Origin of the sequence: Streptomyces sp. R41 (genome assembly GCF_041053055.1) — a bacterium.
Classification (GTDB): domain Bacteria; phylum Actinomycetota; class Actinomycetes; order Streptomycetales; family Streptomycetaceae; genus Streptomyces.
The window spans coordinates 10394993-10413740 of record NZ_CP163443.1; the positions used below are offsets into that span (position 1 = coordinate 10394993).

General features: G+C 68.1%; 16 protein-coding genes and 2 pseudogenes. 9 read left to right on the plus strand and 9 right to left on the minus strand.

Annotated features, from left to right (window positions below):
- Positions 1-151 precede the first annotated feature (151 nt).
- Together AB5J53_RS47425 and AB5J53_RS47430 are read right to left on the minus strand one after the other, a co-directional pair.
- Positions 152-592 (minus strand): sortase, encoded by a 441-nt coding sequence (locus tag AB5J53_RS47425; RefSeq protein ID WP_369251847.1) that lies wholly within the window; start codon positions 590-592, stop codon positions 152-154.
- A 561-nt stretch (positions 593-1153) separates the two neighbouring features.
- On the minus strand, positions 1154-1792 hold the full coding sequence (locus tag AB5J53_RS47430) for an HD domain-containing protein (RefSeq protein WP_369251849.1): 639 nt from the start codon (positions 1790-1792) through the stop codon (positions 1154-1156).
- Positions 1793-1903: 111 nt separating this feature from the next.
- Between AB5J53_RS47430 and AB5J53_RS47435 the strand changes: the two genes are divergently transcribed.
- Complete coding sequence (locus AB5J53_RS47435) at positions 1904-2872, plus strand: GlxA family transcriptional regulator (RefSeq protein WP_369251851.1); 969 nt, start codon at positions 1904-1906, stop codon at positions 2870-2872.
- Between the two features lie 910 nt (positions 2873-3782).
- Here AB5J53_RS47435 and AB5J53_RS47440 read toward each other — a convergent pair.
- Positions 3783-4397, minus strand: coding sequence for an ATP-binding protein (locus tag AB5J53_RS47440; protein WP_369251853.1), 615 nt, complete (start codon positions 4395-4397; stop codon positions 3783-3785).
- A gap of 199 nt (positions 4398-4596) precedes the next feature.
- Here AB5J53_RS47440 and AB5J53_RS47445 point away from each other — a divergent pair, with 199 nt between their 5' ends.
- Both AB5J53_RS47445 and AB5J53_RS47450 read left to right on the plus strand, forming a co-directional pair.
- Positions 4597-4827, plus strand: coding sequence for a DUF397 domain-containing protein (locus tag AB5J53_RS47445; protein ID WP_369251855.1), 231 nt, complete (start codon positions 4597-4599; stop codon positions 4825-4827).
- Positions 4828-4925: 98 nt separating this feature from the next.
- Positions 4926-5846 (plus strand): helix-turn-helix domain-containing protein, encoded by a 921-nt coding sequence (locus AB5J53_RS47450; RefSeq protein WP_369251857.1) that lies wholly within the window; start codon positions 4926-4928, stop codon positions 5844-5846.
- Between the two features lie 44 nt (positions 5847-5890).
- Here the strand turns inward: AB5J53_RS47450 and AB5J53_RS47455 are convergent, their stop codons facing one another.
- Positions 5891-6709: an SAM-dependent methyltransferase gene (locus AB5J53_RS47455; protein ID WP_369252921.1), complete on the minus strand. Its 819-nt coding sequence runs from the start codon at positions 6707-6709 to the stop codon at positions 5891-5893.
- A 631-nt stretch (positions 6710-7340) separates the two neighbouring features.
- On the opposite strand from AB5J53_RS47455, the gene AB5J53_RS47460 reads away from it, so the two are divergent.
- Positions 7341-7568, plus strand: a complete 228-nt coding sequence (locus AB5J53_RS47460; protein ID WP_369251859.1) for a hypothetical protein — start codon at positions 7341-7343, stop codon at positions 7566-7568.
- 31 nt (positions 7569-7599) lie between these two features.
- Here the strand turns inward: AB5J53_RS47460 and AB5J53_RS47465 are convergent, their stop codons facing one another.
- Together AB5J53_RS47465 and AB5J53_RS47470 are read right to left on the minus strand one after the other, a co-directional pair.
- Positions 7600-7809 carry a hypothetical protein gene (locus tag AB5J53_RS47465; RefSeq protein WP_369252969.1) on the minus strand — a complete coding sequence of 70 codons (210 nt, stop codon included), beginning with the start codon at positions 7807-7809 and terminating at the stop codon, positions 7600-7602.
- A gap of 22 nt (positions 7810-7831) precedes the next feature.
- Positions 7832-8047, minus strand: a pseudogene (locus tag AB5J53_RS47470) (hypothetical protein); the annotation flags it as partial.
- Between the two features lie 19 nt (positions 8048-8066).
- Here AB5J53_RS47470 and AB5J53_RS47475 point away from each other — a divergent pair.
- The gene (locus AB5J53_RS47475) at positions 8067-8213 is read left to right on the plus strand and encodes a hypothetical protein (protein ID WP_369252971.1); all 147 of its coding nucleotides are present in this window, start codon (positions 8067-8069) and stop codon (positions 8211-8213) included.
- A gap of 465 nt (positions 8214-8678) precedes the next feature.
- Here AB5J53_RS47475 and sbnA read toward each other — a convergent pair whose 3' ends face one another.
- Positions 8679-9665, minus strand: a complete 987-nt coding sequence (sbnA, locus tag AB5J53_RS47480) for a 2,3-diaminopropionate biosynthesis protein SbnA (RefSeq protein WP_369251861.1) — start codon at positions 9663-9665, stop codon at positions 8679-8681.
- A 653-nt stretch (positions 9666-10318) separates the two neighbouring features.
- Between sbnA and AB5J53_RS47485 the strand changes: the two genes are divergently transcribed.
- The 4 genes and pseudogenes from AB5J53_RS47485 to sbnB all read left to right on the plus strand — a co-directional run bounded on the left by AB5J53_RS47485 (position 10319) and on the right by sbnB (position 17522).
- The gene (locus AB5J53_RS47485; RefSeq protein ID WP_369252923.1) at positions 10319-12877 is read left to right on the plus strand and encodes a Pls/PosA family non-ribosomal peptide synthetase; all 2559 of its coding nucleotides are present in this window, start codon (positions 10319-10321) and stop codon (positions 12875-12877) included.
- Positions 12878-12913: 36 nt separating this feature from the next.
- Positions 12914-15388: pseudogene (locus AB5J53_RS47490) on the plus strand (amino acid adenylation domain-containing protein); the annotation flags it as partial.
- Between the two features lie 62 nt (positions 15389-15450).
- A complete protein-coding gene (locus tag AB5J53_RS47495) occupies positions 15451-16455 on the plus strand; it encodes a TauD/TfdA family dioxygenase (RefSeq protein ID WP_369251863.1) in 1005 nt (334 codons plus the stop codon).
- Entirely contained in the window at positions 16452-17522 is a 1071-nt protein-coding gene (sbnB, locus tag AB5J53_RS47500; RefSeq protein WP_369251865.1) for a 2,3-diaminopropionate biosynthesis protein SbnB, read from the plus strand. Before AB5J53_RS47495 ends, sbnB begins: the two co-directional genes overlap by 4 nt.
- Positions 17523-17798: 276 nt before the next feature.
- Here sbnB and AB5J53_RS47505 read toward each other — a convergent pair whose 3' ends face one another.
- Both AB5J53_RS47505 and AB5J53_RS47510 read right to left on the minus strand, forming a co-directional pair.
- Positions 17799-18008: a hypothetical protein gene (locus tag AB5J53_RS47505; protein ID WP_369251867.1), complete on the minus strand. Its 210-nt coding sequence runs from the start codon at positions 18006-18008 to the stop codon at positions 17799-17801.
- Positions 18005-18634 (minus strand): hypothetical protein, encoded by a 630-nt coding sequence (locus AB5J53_RS47510; RefSeq protein ID WP_369251869.1) that lies wholly within the window; start codon positions 18632-18634, stop codon positions 18005-18007. The genes AB5J53_RS47505 and AB5J53_RS47510 overlap by 4 nt, the downstream gene beginning before the upstream one ends.
- Positions 18635-18748 lie beyond the last annotated feature (114 nt).

Below are 18748 nucleotides of genomic sequence, written 5' to 3' on the forward strand. Positions count from 1 at the left end.
TGCCAGGGCCAGGTGCGTGACCGGGGGGACGAACGTGTGTGGGGGCGCGTTGGTTTTGTGTGCGGGTTCCATCGCGGTGGGGCCTCTTGCCTGCAGCCGGGTGGGGTTCATTCCCGCGGCCCCGGGGACCGGTGCGGCGGGAGTGGGGCGGTCAGGTTCGGTTGCCGTGTGAGCGGCGGCGCATCCTGACCAGGCACCCGGCGGCGGCCGCGGCGAGCAGTGCGCCGCCGACAGCGAAGGGTGTATCGGTGTCCTTGGTGTCTCCGAAACCGGCTTCGACGGCGCCGTTCGGCTCGCGGCCGGCGATCTGGTACGTGTCGGTGATCTTGGTCAGTGGCGGGCACTTGACGGTGACGGTGTCGGTGTCGGGACTTCTGTCTTCCGGGAGCTGGAACTCGCCGGTGAGCTCGCCCTCGTGGTCGCCTTCGAAGAGGTGGAACGTTCCTCCTGCCTCCGACTCGCCCTTGCCGTACGTGACGTCCGGGCCGCAGGCCGTGGTGCTGACGGTGACGGTAGAGCCCGGGGAGGCATCCCCCGGGCGGATGTGGAGCTCTGAGTCATCGGCGGCGGCTGGACTCTGCAGAACTAGCACGCCGATGACCAGGCCGATACCAACGCCAACGTGTGTGTTTCGCAAGGGAATCCTCCAATGGAGCAGTGACCGGCCGGTCTGCGCGGTGCCCCTGTTGTGCTCCACCGACGAGGCAACCGACACTCCGTCAGCTCCGCAACAGGAGGCATCGGCACAGGTGTCACCCGGGCAGGCGTAGCGACTGCTCTCGGATGAACATTTACGCAGGTCGCTGCGGCAGAGGTCGACGCAGTGGAGGAATCGCCGGCGGGGCAGCGGATGGGCTAACGGCCCACGTCCCCAAGTGGGCCCCGGCGCACGGTCCTATGCGCAGCCGCCCTGCGGGACCCGCTCACCGGCGCTTCACCAGACGTCCAGCAGCTCATTGCCCAGGAGGCGAAGACGCCTCCACAGCCTGCCATCCTGCGTGCCAAGGGCCTCAAACAGGTGATCGGGGCAGGATTAGCTGATGCGGCGGATGGCCTTCCACGCCATGCGAGGTGGGCGTGAGATGTCCCTGAGTCGTCATCGTGCACTCCCCGTTGTGATGCGAAATGGGTTGTGAGGAAAATGGCGACCGCCTCATTCCGGCCAGCCCGAGTTCTTGATGACTTCGACGAAGTCGCCGCGCACGAAGCCGGGTACGAAGTGAGCCAGCACGTCCGCCTTGACGTTGCCGAACGTGGTGCCGGGGCGATCCTTGATGCCCTCGGTGAACGCGGCGAGGATCCGGTTCTTGAAATCCGGGCGGGGGTGTGCCGCCACGACGGCGGTGCGCTGCTCGTCGGAGACCGCGTCGTAGCCGATGCCCAGGACGTCCAGCTCCACACCTCGGGTGACCAGGGCGATCTCGGCTGCCATGTGCAGCGGGATCTCAGGCGTGGTGTGCAGGGCGATGCTCGTCCAGACCCGCTGGGCGGGCTCGCCGGTGATGCCGTGGGCGTGCAGGAACCGGCGGGCCTCATCGGCGCCGTCGATCTCGAAACGCTGGTCGGTACGGCGGAACCGCTCGGTGAGCCCGAGGTCGTGGAACATCGCGCCCACGTACAGCAGCTCGGGGTCGAAGTCGAGCTGCTGCTCCCGGCCGCGCAGGGATCCCCACAGGAACACCCGTCGGGAGTGGGCGAACAGCAACGGCGGTGCGGCCTCGCGCACCAGCTCGGTTGCCTCCCGCACAAGGGCGGTGTCCGGGATCTCCACGCCTGCGATCACTTCACTCATGGCTTCTCCGTCTCCTTGGTCTCCTTGCTGGACCGTTGGTCTGCCTCCAGGGTCATCTGCGGCGTACGCTGGAGCCATGTCCTCACGGCCAGGAAAACCACGGATTCGGACATGACGCACAGGGTCGGATTCGTCGTCTTCGACGGCGTGACCATGCTCGACGTCAGCGGCCCTTCCGAGGTGCTGCACCAGTCGGGCAGGTTCGGTCACCCCTACGAGCTGGTGCTGGTCTCCCCGCGCGGTGGCACAGTCACCACCTCTACCGGGCTGGCGCTGACCGGCACGGTGACCGCGGTTGACGCCGGGCCGGTCAACACGGTCGTGGTCGCCGGGGGAGACCGGTTGGCCCAGCAGCCCGCCGAGAAGGAGCTGTTGGCCGTGGCCCGCGATCTTGCCGACCAGGCGGCACGGGTCACCTCGGTCTGTACCGGGGCCTTCGTCCTCGCCGAACTCGGCCTGCTCGACGGCCGCAGGGCGACGACCCACTGGCGGCACGCCGAGACACTCGCCCGCCGCTACCCCCGGGTGCGCGTCGAGCCGGACGCCATCCACATCCGCGACGGGCACTACGTCACCTCTGCGGGCATCAGCGCGGGGATCGATCTGACCCTCGCCCTCGTTGAGGACGACCACGGAGCAGAGGTGGCCAGGGACATCGCGCGCGAGTTGGTCGTGTTCATGCAACGTCCCGGCGGGCAGTCGCAGTTCTCCGCGGCCAACACCACTCCACCACCGCGCAATGACCCACTGCGCTCGCTGATCGCCTCGGTGCTCGCCGACCCGGCCGCCGACCACAGCCTGCCCGCCATGGCGGCAGCCGCGGCCGTCAGTCCCCGGCACCTGACGCGGCTCTTCCGAACCGAACTCGGCACCACACCCGCCCGCTGGGTCGAACGGGTCCGCCTCGACCGCGCCCAGCAACTCCTCCTCGAAGGCCACAGCGTCACCTCCGCAGCGCACCACAGCGGGCTGGGCACCGACGAAACCCTCCGCCGCGCGTTCGCTCGCCACCTGGGCACCACACCGACCCACTACCGCAGCCGTTTCACCAGCACGCGTCGGCAAACACCCATGCATTGAGCCGTGACCTCTTGGCTTCGACCTCTTGGCTTCTTTCGGGGAGCGTCGCGGACCGGGCCGAACAGCCTGATGCCCCACTTCTGGGCCGCGCGTGCATGCTGTCCGGGGTGCTGCAGTCGCCGTCCACCGCATGTTCCAGCGACCGAAATCCTTGTTCTGTCAGGCCCTGGTGGACGTGGTCCAGGGCGTCGATGTCCTGCTCCGGGGCCGGCCGACTCGCCACTTGGACGATCACGTTTCGGGCCGGTGTCGGCGCAGGTTTCGGTCTGGTGGTCGCGGTAGCCGATCCAGTCGCGCTGCCCAGAAGCAGTGATCTTCTGGTTGTACCGGGCCTCGGGATCGTGTGGGGGGACGATCTCCATGCTCGACCAGGGCACCCGCGCGCTGGCCGCATCCGGCCTGCCGTCCGCCGAGGACTTCCCGGTGTTCCGCTGCTCGGGCGCCCGCCGACTCGGGCCCGCTGCTCGGCGCGAGTCATGCCGGGGACGAGGGCCCGTTCGGCGTCTGGGAGGACGAGCCGGAGGAGGCAGACCGGGGTGGGACCGTCGCGGACCTGTCCTCCCGCCCCCGGGAGTGGGCCGCCCGCGCCTCAAGCGGCTGGCAGAAGCGGGGTCTTGGGGCCGCCTCGGCTGGGCAGCCTTGAGGAGCGTGCCGCTCGCCGTCTACATCCCCGTGGCGGCGAGGGGCCGTTTCAGCCCTTCCTGACGTCCTTGAGGTAGGCCCGGACCAGCTCCTGGCCGTCGGGGCACCGGCCTGATCCCCTCGCGCACTCCCGGCATAGCCGTATGTGTTCCAGGTATGCGTCGTAGCTGCCCTGGGCAGCGGGCCTGATGAAAGTGTCCTGCATCCGGTGCCTCCCCGCGCCCGTCGGCGCACTCCTTGTTGACCGATTGTCAGCGCAACACCCTCTTCACCAAGAACGCGTGCCTTCCTCTGCGGCGGTCGGGTCACGTGCGAGGCAGGTCGGCAGCATGGCCCAGACGGTCTTGCCCGCGGGAACGGTCCTGCCCGCTCGGTAGCGCCAGGTCCAGCCCCAGTGTTCGGACAGAGCGTCGACGATGCGCAGGCCCCGGCCGTGCTCGTCCAAGAGGTCGCTCGTGCGCGGGTATACGGGTGGGCTGTCGCTTGAGTCCGTGACGGCGCACACCAGGTGGGACGGTCGCTGGGTGAGCTTCAGCCACACCTCGGCCTCGCCGTCCGGGGCGTGCTCCATGGCGTGCACCACGGCGTTGGCGGCCAGTTCGGCGACGACGGCGAGGGCGTCGGCGCTGCAGTGGTCCAACGCCCAGTTGCCCAGGGTGCGATGGGTGAAGTCACGCGCCTGGGGGCACGCCTGTGTGGTGCCGATGAGGCGCAGTACGGCGGTCCTGGATGAGCCGGGCGAAGGCCCCTGGCGCGTGAACTCTCGAGGATTCGAGGCGCTGGAGAGGGCTCCGCGATCGAGGGCGTCGGGCGGCGCGGACCGCTCTGGCAGTGGCGCAGCCGCGCTGGGAAGCCGGGGCGCTTGGTGCACAGGTAACGACACAGCGTCTCCCTGATGGGACGTCAGCATGCGCCAACACACGGGTTGGCGTCACGGGCTATTATCCACAACCGAAGGCGCCGTCGTGCAATTTCACGGGAAATTGTGCGTATGGGTGCCGAAGGCACGCGGCACGCGGTGTGATCCGACCCAGTAGGTGGCGAGGTTGCAGGCGTGGCGGAACGTGAGCAAGGAGAGTGCGGTGCCATCAGTTCCGAACGGAGTGCGGGCGAGTTCACTGGGCGTCCGCTGGATCAAGAGCCGGCACAGCAATGCCGAAGGCAACTGCGTCGAGGTGGCCGCCCTGGGCGAGGAGGGTATCGCGATGCGCAACTCCCGGGACCCCGACGGCCCGGCCCTCATCTACACGCCGGCCGAAGTTGCCGCCTTCCTGGCCGGTGCGAAGGACGGAGAGTTCGACCACCTGCTGTGAAGCGGAGCCGGTCGTCCCCACTTCTGTGGAGGCCTGCAGAAGGAGAGAGCGGGATGCGACAATGCGGTCTGTCGTCTGCCGGTCTATGGGGAGTCAGGATGTCCGCCGAGTCACCTCTTATCTCCCGTCTCGAACCGTATCTGAACCGGACCGAGCCCGCTCCGACCTTGCTGAAGATGCTGGTCGGTGTCCAGCTGACGGGCATCCGCGAGGACCTTGGTCTCTCCCAGGACCAGGCAGCGCGAGCCGTGGGATTCAGTCCGGCGAAGCTGTCGCGCATCGAGGCGGGCAAGGGTCGCCGACCCCCCACGGAAGCCGACGTCCGCGCGCTGCTGGAGCTGTACAAGGCCGACGACTACGAGGCGCAGGTGCTGCTGCAACTGCTGCGGCGCGCCGGCGAGCCGGGATGGTGGCAGCGCTACGACAAGCGCCTGATGCCCGAGTGGTTCGATCGGCTGGTCGGCCTGCAGGAGGCGGCCGTCGCCATCCGTACCTTCGAAATCCAGTACGTTCCGGGCCTGTTGCAGGCTCCGGCCTACACCCGGGCGGTCGTGGAACGGGGTCTGCCGACGGCACCGGCCCGCGAAGTGCAGCGCCGCGTCGAGCTGCGCATGCGCCGCCGGGAGCTGCTGCAGCGCGCGGATGCCCCGAAACTGTGGGCGATCATCGACGAGTCCGTCCTGCTACGCGTCCTGGGCAGTCGGGAGGTGATGCGCGAGCAGCTCCAGTACCTCGTCGATATGGCTCAGCGCCCCCATGTGACCGTGCAGATCGTGCCCCTGGACGTGACGAACGCCTCCGCACCCGCCATCCCCGTCACATACCTGCGCTTCGGCGGCGTCGATCTGCCCGACATCGTGTACCTGGAGCACATCAAGAGTGCCGCGTTCCTGGAAGACCGCGACGAGACCGAGGAGTACCGGCTGGTCCTGGACCGGCTGGGTGACGAGGCGCTCAACCCGCGCGAGTCCCTGGTGCGGCTGCGCGACACCATGGAACAGCGTTACGCCGCTCCGTAACCCGTCACCCGGCGAGCGCCTCGGACCCGGGGTACGGCCCCGCTCTAGTGGATGCGGCCCACGCCGCCGAACTCGATCCACTCCTGGGTGAGCTGACGGGGAGCCACCTCACTGTCCGGCCGCCAGGTGGACACCTCCACCAGCCCCGGTTCGATGATGTCCAGGCCCTCGAACCACTTCGCGACGTCCTGCTCCTGGCGTACGCGGCCCCAGTGCCCCTGCGTCGCTTGATCCATGAAATTGGTCACGAAGTCGCGGACCTCGGGATCCTCACTGACCAGCTGACACATCACCATGCAACTGCCGGGGACCAGATGTTCGGCTACACGGCGCACCACAGCCGACGGGCCGTCGGTGTCGCTGTCCGGGATGCAGTGGAAGACCGAGTTGAACAGCACGGCCACTGGCTGCGAGAAGTCGATCAGGCGCTCGGTGTCGGGGTGGGAGAAGATCCCGTCGGTGTCCCGCAGGTCGGCCTGGATGACGGCAGTGCGCTCGTTCTGCTCCAGCAGGGCCCGGCCGTGCACCAGGACCATCGGGTCGCTGTCGACGTACACGACGCGGCTGGCCGGGTCGATCCGCTGCGCGACCTGGTGCACGTTGTCCTGGGTAGGCAGACCTGAGCCGTGGTCGACGAACTGCCTGATGCCGTAGTCGGTGGCCAGTGTCCCGACCACCCGCTGCAGGAAGCGCCGGTTGTTCACCGCCAGGGCGCGTGTGCTGGGTACGACCTTGTCCAGCTCCTCACAGGCCGCCCGGTCGGACGCGTAGTTGTCCTTGCCGCCCAGGTAGTAGTCGTACATGCGTGCGGCCGTCGGAACCGCGGCATCGATCTTCGTGGACACCTGCTTGCCAGGCTGCATCATTCCCCCAGCTCCGAGACGCGCCATGTGGACTGGCCCGACAGACAATACATCCTAGGGATGCGGCAGTTGGCGACACCAGCCCCCGAGTGAACCCGGACCGAACGAGATCGTCCACATGTCAGAACTGCGTCGGTGCTTCGGCCTCCTCGCAGTTCTCGCCGCCGTCGCCTGCCTACTCCGCCACCGCAGCTTCGAAACCCTCTGGCCACATGCCGCAACCGTCCGTGTCCGGACCGGAACTGTCCGGTAGGGATGTCCTGTTGGCGGCAACCGGCCGCTCTGCGTCGTGATATTGGTGCGCCGTTGGCGCTGAGATCGATCAGGGCTGTCAGCCACGTCACCCTCACGCTGACCGAGTCCACGGCCCAGTCCTCCAGCGGGACGTCCACCGACAGCGGGTAGACCTTGCTCACTTGAACAGCCTGGAGAACGCGGCAGCCTCTCGGTCCCACTTCGTTCCGCCGATCCGGGGCTTGAGACTGGTGAGCTCGCATGTTGAGGTGTCGCGTATTCCCGCTTGGACGGCCGTGGTTGGTCACTCCGGGTGGTATCGGAGTTCGGGGTCCGTCCTTGGGCCGGTGAATTCACCGTGGTGCGTTCGAAGCACTTCTGGAAGGGGAGACCGCCGGTGGACGTCGTCGCAATTATGGAAGCGTTGGCCGAACAGGGCATAACAGTGCTGTTCAAGGCTGACGCCGAGCGGATGGCAGAGAGACGCATGCCTTGGACCTTTGTAGCCAGCGGTGCCCCGTTGCGTGAGGACGTCCTTGTGCGAACCGATGCCGCGTCGGTGGAGCAATGCCTCGCAGTGTGCTTGCCCCGCCTGCGCGAGCTGGGCTTTTCGTTTCCCGAGTGACGGAGCAGTCAGGGGAGCACATCGCGGCAGCTCACCGTGTGTGGTCGCCAGGGGCGTACCGGCTCCAGGTCCCGTCGGCCGCGGTCAACAGGCGGGTGGCGGTCTTGTCGTGGTAGCCGAGGGCCTTCGCGATGACGGGTGCTGGGGCCTGGAGGACGAGCTGTCGGATCGCGGAAGTCCTGCCGCGTCGCGGAGGGACGCCGATCTCGCGTAGCTGGGCCTGGAGACTGCCAGAGTTCATGGGTATCGGTCTTCCCTGCGCCGGGTTGACCGGCGACGACGACCATCACCGGCCGACACTGCGGGACCGCACCCCGCGCCCCCGCCGGGAGGACCACCGCTGCAGGACGTCGAAACTCTTCTGCCCGGGGCGCACGACTGGGGCGAGTTCTCCTTCTGCCACCGCTCCTTCGAGAGGACTCTTGCGAGCGATGACCTGCGGAAACGTGAGCGCGTCCGGGCCTCTCGCAGATGACCATTTGTGAGAATCAAAGGAAGTTGCTCGACACCACAGCCTGGCCCAGCCGGGCCGCCACCCGCACCGCGATCTTCGACTTCATCGAGGGCTGGTACACCTTGCACCGACTGCACAGCAGCCTCGGCTTCCGCAGCCCCGTCGACTACGAGACCGCCCTCGCGGCCTGACCACCACACCGATGGTGTCCGTCAAAGCGGAACAAGCTCATGGCGGGACCGGGGGCCGACAGCGCGGCCGAGGTCCCCGCCCAGAAACGACGAGCGGCAGGCAGAGCTGATGGCCTGAGCCACACTCCAGCTGAACGAGGCACAGACAGGTTTGGCTGGGCGGCCGGCGATCGCCCTCTATGCCCCGATGGCCTGCTCTCCGTCCCCTTCTGGTGGGATGAGCGGGTACCGCGTGGATATTGGGCGGCGCTGGCGGACGCCACTCGCTGGGACACCGGCGCGCGGACGGCGCGCGAGGCACCAGGGCGAAACACTGTCGGTGCGCAGTGTCAGACGCCGCGGCCATCGGGCTGCGAAACCGGCGCGGCGCCCTATGGCGGCGCAAAGGTCCGGCCTTCGGATTTATTGATCTCAGCAGCCGGCCGCCGGGTCTGCGCGATGTGCGGGCCGCTTCCGTGTGCGGCGTCAGGCTGCCTGGGACGCGGTGGTCAGCGGCTGGGAGCCGAGAACGTCCTCGCCGTACAGGTCCTGCACCCAGTTGGTCTGGTAGACGGTCTCCAGATACCGCTCACCCAGGTCCGGGGCGATGGCCACCGAGGTCAGCTGCCGTCCCTCCTGCCCCGCCAGCCAGTCCATCGCGCCGCTGACCACTGTGCCGGTGGAGCCCCCGAACAGAAACCCACGCCTGGCCAGCCGGTGACAGGCCCGAATGGTGTCGGCCTCCGCCACGCGCACCACATCGTCGACGTAGGACTCGTCCAGCAGCGGCGGGCGCCTGCTGGTGCCCAGGCCGGGAATCATCCGCCGGCCAGGGGCGCCTCCGAAGGTCACCGAGCCCACGCTGTCGACGGCCACGATGCGCACCGGCCGGTGCCACTCGCGGAAATAGCGCGCGCAGCCCATCAGGGTCCCGGTGGTGCCGGCCCCGACGAACAGCACATCCAGGTCTGGGAACTGCCGGGCGATGGCCGGGGCGGTCGTTCGGTAGTGGGCCATGCCGTTGCTGGGGTTGGCGTACTGGTTGAGCCACACATAGCGGTCGTCGGAGGCGCACAGCGCGCGGACGTGGTCGATGCGCGCGCCGAGGAAGCCGCCGACGGCGTCGGGCTCGGTGATGACGTGCACCTGGCTGCCCAGGGCCTCCATCATCATCCTGGTCGCCAGGTTGCAGCGGGAGTCGGTCACGCACAGGAACTGGTATCCCTTGCTGGCCGCGATCACGCTCAGGGCCACGCCCAGGTTGCCCGAGGACGATTCGACCAGCACCGAGCCCGGCGTCAGCAGGCCGTCGCGTTCGGCGGCCTCGACCATTTCCGTGGCGGCCTTGAGTTTGATCGAGCCGGCGAAATTGAAGCCCTCGCACTTGAGGAACAGGGGGTGCCCGAAGATTCCCTCAAGGTCGACGTAGAGGTCGTCCTCGTTGAAGGCCTGGGGGGCGGATATGACGGGCATGGTCGTCTCCTCGACTGGAAGGCTCCCGGCTGCTGAACCGTCTCGGTGCGGCCCGGGGAGGAATTCGGTGGCGAGCTGCGGCTCGCCCGAATGCCTCCAGTACGCCCAATTCGCGGCAGTCGTGTCATGCCACCGAAATTCGGGGCTTGACGCGCACCCTGTTCGCGCATATGCGTCCGTGGCCGTGCCCGGGAGTGGGGCTGAACCTCCCACCGGCATCAGGGTCATCCGCCGCTTCCCGGCACGGCAGCGACCTTGGCCTGCCCCCCCGTGATCCTGCCGCACCGTGGTACCTGTCCCCGCCCGGAAAACGCCGGGTCGGACGGGCAACGCAATTCCCGGCCGATTTCCCGGCGGATTGAGACGGGTTCCTGTGATACGCGGTCGTAAGTCGGGCGATGCGCACAGAAAGCAAGGGGACACAGGGAGATGACCGGCGAAGCGGTCGGGCTATCAAGACCGGCGTGTTGCGTCAAGCCCCGAAATTCAGGGGCAGGACGGGAAGTCCCCGGCCGGGCCTACTGGAGAGGCGGGCATCACGAATCCGTCCGCACCGACCGGTGCCGAACTGGCGCCGACCGAAACGCAAACGTCTTCAAGGAGCTCACGTGCCAGGGAAATCTGTCGAAGTCTTGACGGCCGATCCGGCTGATATATCGGCCCTCCAGGACGGCGGGGACAGCGGCCCGGCGACCGGCACCGAAAGGCTTCTGGCCGAGGTTCTGGCCGGCGTCGTGCGCGTCCAGCAGGTGCCGGTCGACAGCCACTTCTTCAACGACCTGGGCGCCGATTCCCTGGTGATGGCCCAGTTCTGCGCGCGGGTCAGAAAGCGGGCGGACCTGCCGACGGCGTCGATGAAGGACATCTACCGGCACCCCACCATCCGGAGCCTGGCCACCGCGCTCGCCGACGCCGCGCCCACCCCCGTCCCGTCCCCGGCTGCGGAGGTGCCGCCACCGGCGCACACACCGACCGCCGTGGGGGCATCGACCGAGGTGGCCGCAGCCGCCGGTACACGGCGCTTCGTCATCTGCGGAATGCTGCAGTTCCTGATCTTCCTCGGCTATTCCTGCCTCGCCGCCCTCGCCGCCGCGGAAGGCCACGAGTGGATCTCCGCAGGCTCGGGCCTGTTCGACGTCTACCTGCGGTCGGTCCTGTTCGCCGGCGCCGGCTTCCTGGGCCTGTGCACCTTCCCGATCGTGGCGAAGTGGACACTCATCGGCCGCTGGCGATCGGGCGAGTTCCCCCTGTGGGGCATGGCCTATCTGCGTTTCTGGGTCGTCAAGACCCTGATCCGCACCAGCCCCCTACGCCTGTTCACCGGTTCACCGCTCTACGTGCTCTACCTCAGGGCGCTCGGCGCACGGATCGGCAAAGGTGTCACGATCCTCTCCCACACGATCCCGGTCTGCACCGACCTGCTCACCATCGGTGAGGGCACGATCATCCGCAAAGACGTGCTTCTGTCCTGCTACCGCGCCCACGCCGGCGTGATCCAGACCGGCCCGGTCACCCTCGGCAGCAACGTGCTCGTCAGCGAGCACACGGTCCTCGACATCGAGACCTCGATGGGCGACTGCGCCCAGCTGGGCCACGCCTCTTCTCTGCACACCGGACAGCGGGTGCCCGACGGCGAACGCCGGCACGGCTCGCCGGCGCAGCCGACCGAGGTGGACTACCGGACGGTCGGACCCGCCGACTGCCCCACCTCCAAAAGGACCGCCTACTGCGCTCTGCAGCTGCTCAATCTGCTCGTGGTGTATCTGCCGCTGGCGATGGGCGGCGTGAGCGTCCTGCTCACCGGCGTTCCGCAGCTTCAGGGGCTCCTGAACCCCAAGCCGGTGACCAGCCCGGCGTTCTATGCCGATGCCCTGGCCACCTCCCTGGTCTTGTTCTTCGGCTCCCTGCTCGCCGGCCTCCTCGTCGTGGGCATCGTGCCGCGTGTCCTCAACCGGGCCATCACGCCCGGCAAGGTCTATCCGCTCTACGGCGTCCACTACGGCATCCAGCGGGCGATCGCGCTGATGACCAACAGGAAGTCCTTCAACACGCTCTTCGGCGACAGCTCCGGCATCGTCCACTACCTGCGCTACCTCGGATACGACCTGTCACGCGTCGAGCAGACCGGGTCGAACTTCGGCACCGAAGTGCAGCACGAGAACCCCTACCTGAGCGCTGTCGGCACCGGCACCATGATCGCCGACGGACTGTCCCTCATGAACGCCGACTTCTCGAGCACGTCCTTCCGTGTGTCCCGCACGTCGATCGGGCCCCGTAACTTCCTCGGAAACCGCATCGCCTACCCCTCACGGGGCAAGACCGGCGACAACTGCCTGCTCGCGACGAAGGTCATGGTTCCGATCGACGGACCGGTGCGCGAAGGCGTGGGCCTGCTGGGCTCACCCAGCTTCGAGATCCCGCGCACGGTGATGCGTGACAGCCGGTTCAACCACCTTCAGACCGGCGACGAGCTGCGCCGCCGCCTGGCCGCGAAGAACAGGCACAATGCCGCGACCGCCGGCCTGTACCTGCTGGCGCGGTTGATCCACTTCTTCGTGATCACCCTCATCACCATGGGCGCGGTCGATCTCTACCCCTCGCTCGGCGCACTGGCGATCGCACTGGCCAGCGTCCTCGCCCTTGCCTTCACCGTCGTCTACTTCGCGCTGATCGAAAGGGCCTCCACTGGATTCAAGCCTCAAAAGCCGCTGTACTGCTCGATCTACGAGCCTGCCTTCTGGCGCCATGAACGCTTCTGGAAGTTGGCCTCGATCGACTACATCCAGGTCTTCGACGGCACCCCCTTCAAGAACGTGATCTGGCGGCTGCTGGGAGCCCGGATCGGCAAGCGGGTCTTCGACGACGGCTGCTTCTTCCCGGAGCGCACCCTCGTCACCATCGGCGACGACAGCACGCTGAACGCGGGGACCGTGGTCCAGTGCCACTCGCAGGAGGACGGCGCCTTCAAGTCCGACTGCAGCGCCGTCGGCAGCGGCTGCACCCTCGGGGTCGGCGCCTTCGTCCACTACGGCGTGACGATCGGCCACGGCGCCGTGCTCGCCCCCGACTCCTTCCTCATGAAGGGCGAGGAAATCCCCTCACGCGCCCAGTGGGGCGGCAACCCGGCCCGGGAAATGCCGGACCACATACCCCACCTCGAGGGCCGTCCAGAACACAACGCCGCTCACGCCTCCCCGGCACGCGGCAACTGACACCGCGACACCAGCAACAAGCAAAGGAACGACCCGATGGCAACGCATGTGAGTCGCACCCAGACCGGCCGGGAGTACTGGCGCGGCGTACTGGCAGCCGGCGGATTCACCCCCGCCCCACGCTGGACCCTCCACCCGGTGACCGGCGTGGGGGAGTACGAGACACAGGCCCCCCACGACACCGTGACCGGGCTGCGCCGGCTGGCGGACGAGCTGGCGGTGCCGCTCAGTTCACTTCTGCTGGCCGCGCACGCCAAGGTGCTCGCGGCGCTGTCCGGGGAGCAGGAGATCACCACCGGCTACGTCGGCGAGGGCGGCAGCGCGCTGCCGTGCCGGCTCACCACCGCACTCGCCTCATGGCGGGAACTGCTGCACCACACCCACCAGGTCGCCGCTGAATTGCTGGCACACCAGGACGTCCCGGCCGAGGACATTGACGCTCTGCGGCGCGAACTGGGCCTGACCGGACCGTCGTTCGAGACCGTCCTCGATCCCACCACCATCGATGGAGACCTCACCGGGGACACCGCGCTGCGGATGGGCATCGGCCACCGCGACGGCCGGCTCGTACTGCGGCTGAACTACCGCACCGACAGGCTCGACACCGACAGCGCCGCCCGCATCGCCGGCTATCACCTGACCGCGCTCGCGCTGATGACCGCCGGCCCCGATGCCGAACACGCACGCCAGAGCCTGCTGTCCGCCGAAGAGCTGCGCTTCCAGCTCGAACAACTGGCTGGACCGGACCGGGAGTTGCCGAGTGCGCGGGTGCATGAGCTGTTCGAGGACCGGGTGCGGACGCATCCCGATGCCGTTGCAGCCGAGCAGGCCGGCCGGCAGTGGACCTATAGGGAGCTCAACGCCCGGGCAAACCGGCTGGCACGCGCCCTTGCAGCCCGGGGGCTTGCCCGCGAAGGCGTCGTCGCGGTGGTGACCGAACGCAACCTCAACTGGCTGGCCGCCGTCATCGCGGTCTTCAAAGCCGGAGGGGTCTACCTCCCCATCGAGCCGCACTTCCCGGCCGCCCGCATCGCCGCCACCCTCTCCCGCGCCGAATGCTCCCTGGTGCTGACCGAACCCGGCAGCACCACCACCCTCGACCAGGCACTCGATTCCCTGCCCGGCGTCGAGAGGCTCTTCGTCGACACGGCCTACGAAGAAGACCACGCCGACGACGACCCCGGCATCCACGTCACGCCCGACCAGCTCGCCTACATCTACTTCACCTCCGGTTCCACCGGTGAGCCGAAGGGAGCCATGTGCGAACACGCAGGCATGCTCAACCACCTGTACGCCAAGATCGACGACCTCCAGATCGGCGAGGGACAGGTGGTCGCCCAGACCGCGCCGCAGTGTTTCGACATCTCCCTGTGGCAACTGCTCTCCGCGCTACTGGTCGGCGGGCAGATCCTGCTGGTCGAACAGGACGTCATCCTCGACGTCCCCCGCTTCCTCGACACCATCACCGACGGCAGGGTCACCGTCCTGCAGGTCGTGCCCTCCTACCTCGAAGCCGTCCTGACCGAGCTCGAACAGCGCCCCCGTACGCTGCCCGACCTGCGGTACGTGTCGGTCACCGGGGAGGCGCTGAAGAAGGAACTCGCCGAGCGCTGGTTCACCGCTCAGCCCCGGACCCGGCTGGTCAACGCCTACGGGCTCACCGAAACGTCGGACGACACCAACCACGACGTGATGGACCGGGCGCCGGAACGCATCCTGCTCGGCCACGCGGTCAACAACGTGCACGTCTACGTCGTCGACGAACACCTCACACCGGTGCCACTGGGTGCCCCGGGCGTGATCGCGTTCTCCGGGGTCTGCGTCGGCCGCGGCTACATCAACGACCCCGAACGCACCCACGCGGCCTACCTGGCCGATCCGCACCGCGCCGGCACGCGGCTCTACGTCGGCGGCGACTACGGCCGCTGGCACCCTTCGGGGAAGCTGGAGTTCCTCGGCCGCCGTGACGCCCAGGTCAAGATCCGCGGGTTCCGCATCGAGATCGGCGAGATCGAGAACACTCTGCTCCGCCTCCCCGGTGTCCGCGACGGCGCGGTGGTGGTCGCCGAACGCGCCGACCAGAGCAAGCACCTGGTCGCCTTCTACTCCGGCCCCAAGCCCCTCGACACCGGGACCCTCGCCGACCGGATGGGGGCCTCGCTGCCCGACTACATGGTCCCGGCGGCCTTCCACTGGCGCGAAAACCTGCCGCTGACCGTCAACGGCAAGATCGACAAGAAGGCACTGACGGCGCTCGCCGCGGACCTCGCCACCACCGAGGACGACCACGAGCCGCCGGCCACACCGACCGAGCGGCGGCTGGCGGCCGCCTGGGGACACGTCCTCAGCGTCCCGCAGGACCGGATCGGACGCCGAGACCACTTCTTCGACCGCGGCGGCACCTCCCTCTCGGCGGTGAAGCTCGCCGTCGCCCTGGACCGCGCCGTGTCCCTCAAGGACGTCACCGCACACCCGGTCCTCACCGACCTCGCCGCCCTGGTCGACAACCGACCCGAGCGTCGCGCAACCGAACCGATGACCTCCTCCTGAACCGCATCGAAAGGAAAAGCACCATGTCCTACCCGACCACGGCGTCGCTCCTCAAGCTGGACCTGAACCCCGGCAAGCCCGCGATCCTGTACACCGAGACCCCTGACGACGTGTCGACCTGGGCGGCCGAACACCATCGCGCACTGCGCACTCTCGTCACCGAACATGGCTCGGTCCTCATCCGCGGCCTGCGACTGCGCGACGCGGACCGGGCGTGCGCCCTTCTCCAGCGCCTGGCCCCGGCCCTGATGACAGACAAGGAAGCCTTCGCCCCCCGCCAGACCTACGCCTCGGGCGTGTACTCCTCCTCGGCATGGCCACCGAACCAGCCGATGTGCATGCACCACGAACTCAGCTACACCCTCCAGCCCCCCGGTCTCATGCTGTTCGCCTGCCTGACCGCACCCACCACCGGCGGAGCCACCGCCCTCGCCGACGCCCCCACCGTCCTCGAGGCACTGCCCACCGAGCTGGTCCACCGCTTCGAACAGGAAGGCTGGCTGCTCACCCGCACCTACAACGACGAGATCGGCGCCCCTTACGCCGAGGCCTTCGGCACCGACGACCGGAGGGCCATCGAGGACTACTGCCGCACAAACGCCATCGAATTCGCCTGGCAACCCGACGGCGGCCTGCGCACCCGCCAGCACCGCCCCGCCGTGACGGTCCACCCGCTCACCGGCCGCCGCTGCTGGTTCAACCAGATCGCCTTCCTCAACGAATGGACGATCGAACCCGAAATCCGCGAATACCTCATCGACGTCTACGGCGCCGAGCAACTGCCCTTCAACACCCGCTTCGGAGGCGGCGACCCCATCGGCCCCGACATCATCCAACTCCTCAACGACACCTACACCGCCCACACCGCCCGCGAGCCGTGGCAGGCCGGCGACCTCATGCTCGTCGACAATGTGCTCACCGCCCACAGCAGGGAGGCCTTCCAAGGACCACGCGAGGTACTCGTCGCCATGGCCGAGCCGCTGCGCCCGGCCGAGTGTCCGCCGACCGCCGAGGTGAGCGCCGGATGACCACCGTCCGTTCCAACGCAATCGAGCCTGCCATGTCCCAGCCGCACACCGTGCCACCGTTCGCAGTGATCTCCGGCGCCCAGGTCCAGCACGCCCTGCGGGACCGGGAAAAACAGATCGTGGAGCTCATCGAGGCCACCTACCAACTGCACGCCGCCGGAGAGTCGGTCAACCCGCCCTCGTACTTCCTGCGGTTCCCCGACCGCCCCTCCTCCCGGATCATCGCGCTGCCCGCCTCGATCGGCGGGCAGGTGCGGGTGGACGGCCTCAAATGGATCTCCAGCTTCCCCGACAACGTCCAGGCCGGCATCCCCAGGGCCTCCGCAGTCCTGATCCTCAACGACCACGACACCGGCTACCCCTTCGCCTGCCTGGAAAGCTCCATCATCAGCGCCACCAGAACGGCCGCATCCGCGGCACTGGCCGCCGACCGCCTCACCCGCACCCGACAACGCCCCACGCGCATCGGGTTCTTCGGCACGGGCCTGATCGCCCGCTACATCCACACCTTCCTGACCGCCGTGGGCTGGTCCTTCGACGAGACCGCCGTCCACGACCTGTCACCCGACAGCGCCGCCGGCTTCCGCGACTACCTCCAACAGACCTCCGCCGCCGGACAGATCACCGTGCACGACAGCCCCGAGGAACTCATCCGCTCCAGCGATCTCGTCGTCTTCGCCACCATCGCCGGCGAGCCACACATCAGCGACCCGGCCTGGTTCGACCACAACCCCCTGGTCCTGCACGTGTCCCTGCGCGACCTCGCGCCCGAGATCATCCTCGCCTCGACCAACATCGTCGACGACGTCGAACACTGCCTCAAAGCCAACACCTCCCCCCACCTGGCCGAACAGCTCACCGGCAACCGCGACTTCCTGCACGGCACACTCGCCGACGTCATGACCGGACGGGTGACACCCCCCACCGACCGGCCACTGGTGTTCTCGCCCTTCGGCCTCGGAGTACTCGACCTCGCCGTCGGCAAATACGTCTACGACGAGATCGCCCGCTCCGGGCAGCTCCACGTCATCGAGGACTTCTTCCACGACCTGCGCCGGCACGGATGACCGGCCAGGACTGTTGGAGCCGGCAGCGCTGAAGTGCCGCTCGTGCCAGACGCGCAAGGTCATCGGAGTCAGTGACGTGGTCGTGGACGGTGTGCCAGAGGGAAGGCCGGAGAGCAACCCGAGGCCACGTTCGGGACGGCTGTCGGGAGACGTCCGGCCGCGGTAGGGAAGCGGCCAAAACCGCCCGACGGTTCGCCGGGGCCGATGGTGCGCCCCGGCCGATCGAGGCCCCCGCTTCGCCGGTCACCAGCGTCACCCGGCTTACGGGGGTGCTTCTCAGGGTCGCAGTACTGCGGCGCCGGCGCGCAAGAGCGCGGATACCGGTGGTCCCACCCATCGGGTCAGGTCGCGCGGAAAGGCAGGGTCGAACTCGATGGTCACTCGGACGTATCGGGTGTGCAGCTGAGTGATCTTGGTGTGACGGGGTGCGGCGACGTCCGGCACGCGCTGCAATGCGGCCCGGTAGGTGTCCTTGCGCTGATTCACACCATCTCCTGACGCTTGATGAGCTCGTCCGCGAGGTCCATGTACGCCGTGCCCTTGACCTGCACCGGGCTACCGAAGGACTGGGCGTACAGGTCGAGCCGCGGAATATGGGTGGACAACACGTCGAAGCCCCGCTCGGTGAGAGCTTCGCGGGCGTCGGCATCGGGACCGGTGCGCGTGGCGTCGGGACGGTTTGTGCGGTTCAGCAGGACAGTGGCGCGGGCCGGCTGGGCGCGCAGGGACTGTACGTCGCCCATCTCGCCGCCGATGGGTGCCATGCGATCCAGCTCGATGGGGGCCGGGGTCACCGGCACGATCCACTCGCTCGCGTACCGCATGATGCTCCGGGCGATGTGGGCGTGGTCCTCCATCTGCGGGGCGTCGAACACGACGGCCTGCCGGTTTCCGAGGAAGTCGTTCACGCGCCGGTGCACGTCGCCCACGGGAAGGGCGATCACAGGGAACGGGAAGCCACCTGCCAATTCGCTCCACCGCAGCGCGGAGGATGCGGGGTCACTGTCCACCAGCAGCGGTGAGATACCCGACTCGTGAAATGCGTGCGCCAGCCAGACTGCGCTGGTCGTCTTTCCCACTCCGGGCTTCAGGTTCACAAAGGCATGGCTCATCGACACAAGCGTCAACGCTAATGATCGCGAGCGGCTGGCTGCCGTCGGCGCGGGGCACACGGCCTCATCGTTCACCCTGGGGCGCCGGTGAATCATTCGTATGGGTCAATGCGG

Excerpts from the sequence above, each read along its gene's own strand:
- AB5J53_RS47430 (WP_369251849.1), bottom strand. The coding sequence starts at position 1,792 with ATGAGTGAAGTGATCGCAGGCGTGGAGATCCCGGACACCGCCCTTGTG.
- AB5J53_RS47435 (WP_369251851.1), top strand. The coding sequence starts at position 1,904 with ATGACGCACAGGGTCGGATTCGTCGTCTTCGACGGCGTGACCATGCTC.
- AB5J53_RS47450 (WP_369251857.1), top strand. The coding sequence starts at position 4,926 with ATGTCCGCCGAGTCACCTCTTATCTCCCGTCTCGAACCGTATCTGAAC.
- AB5J53_RS47455 (WP_369252921.1), bottom strand. The coding sequence starts at position 6,709 with ATGCAGCCTGGCAAGCAGGTGTCCACGAAGATCGATGCCGCGGTTCCG.
- AB5J53_RS47465 (WP_369252969.1), bottom strand. The coding sequence starts at position 7,809 with ATGAACTCTGGCAGTCTCCAGGCCCAGCTACGCGAGATCGGCGTCCCT.
- sbnA (WP_369251861.1), bottom strand. The coding sequence starts at position 9,665 with ATGCCCGTCATATCCGCCCCCCAGGCCTTCAACGAGGACGACCTCTAC.
- AB5J53_RS47495 (WP_369251863.1), top strand. The coding sequence starts at position 15,451 with ATGTCCTACCCGACCACGGCGTCGCTCCTCAAGCTGGACCTGAACCCC.
- sbnB (WP_369251865.1), top strand. The coding sequence starts at position 16,452 with ATGACCACCGTCCGTTCCAACGCAATCGAGCCTGCCATGTCCCAGCCG.
- AB5J53_RS47510 (WP_369251869.1), bottom strand. The coding sequence starts at position 18,634 with ATGAGCCATGCCTTTGTGAACCTGAAGCCCGGAGTGGGAAAGACGACC.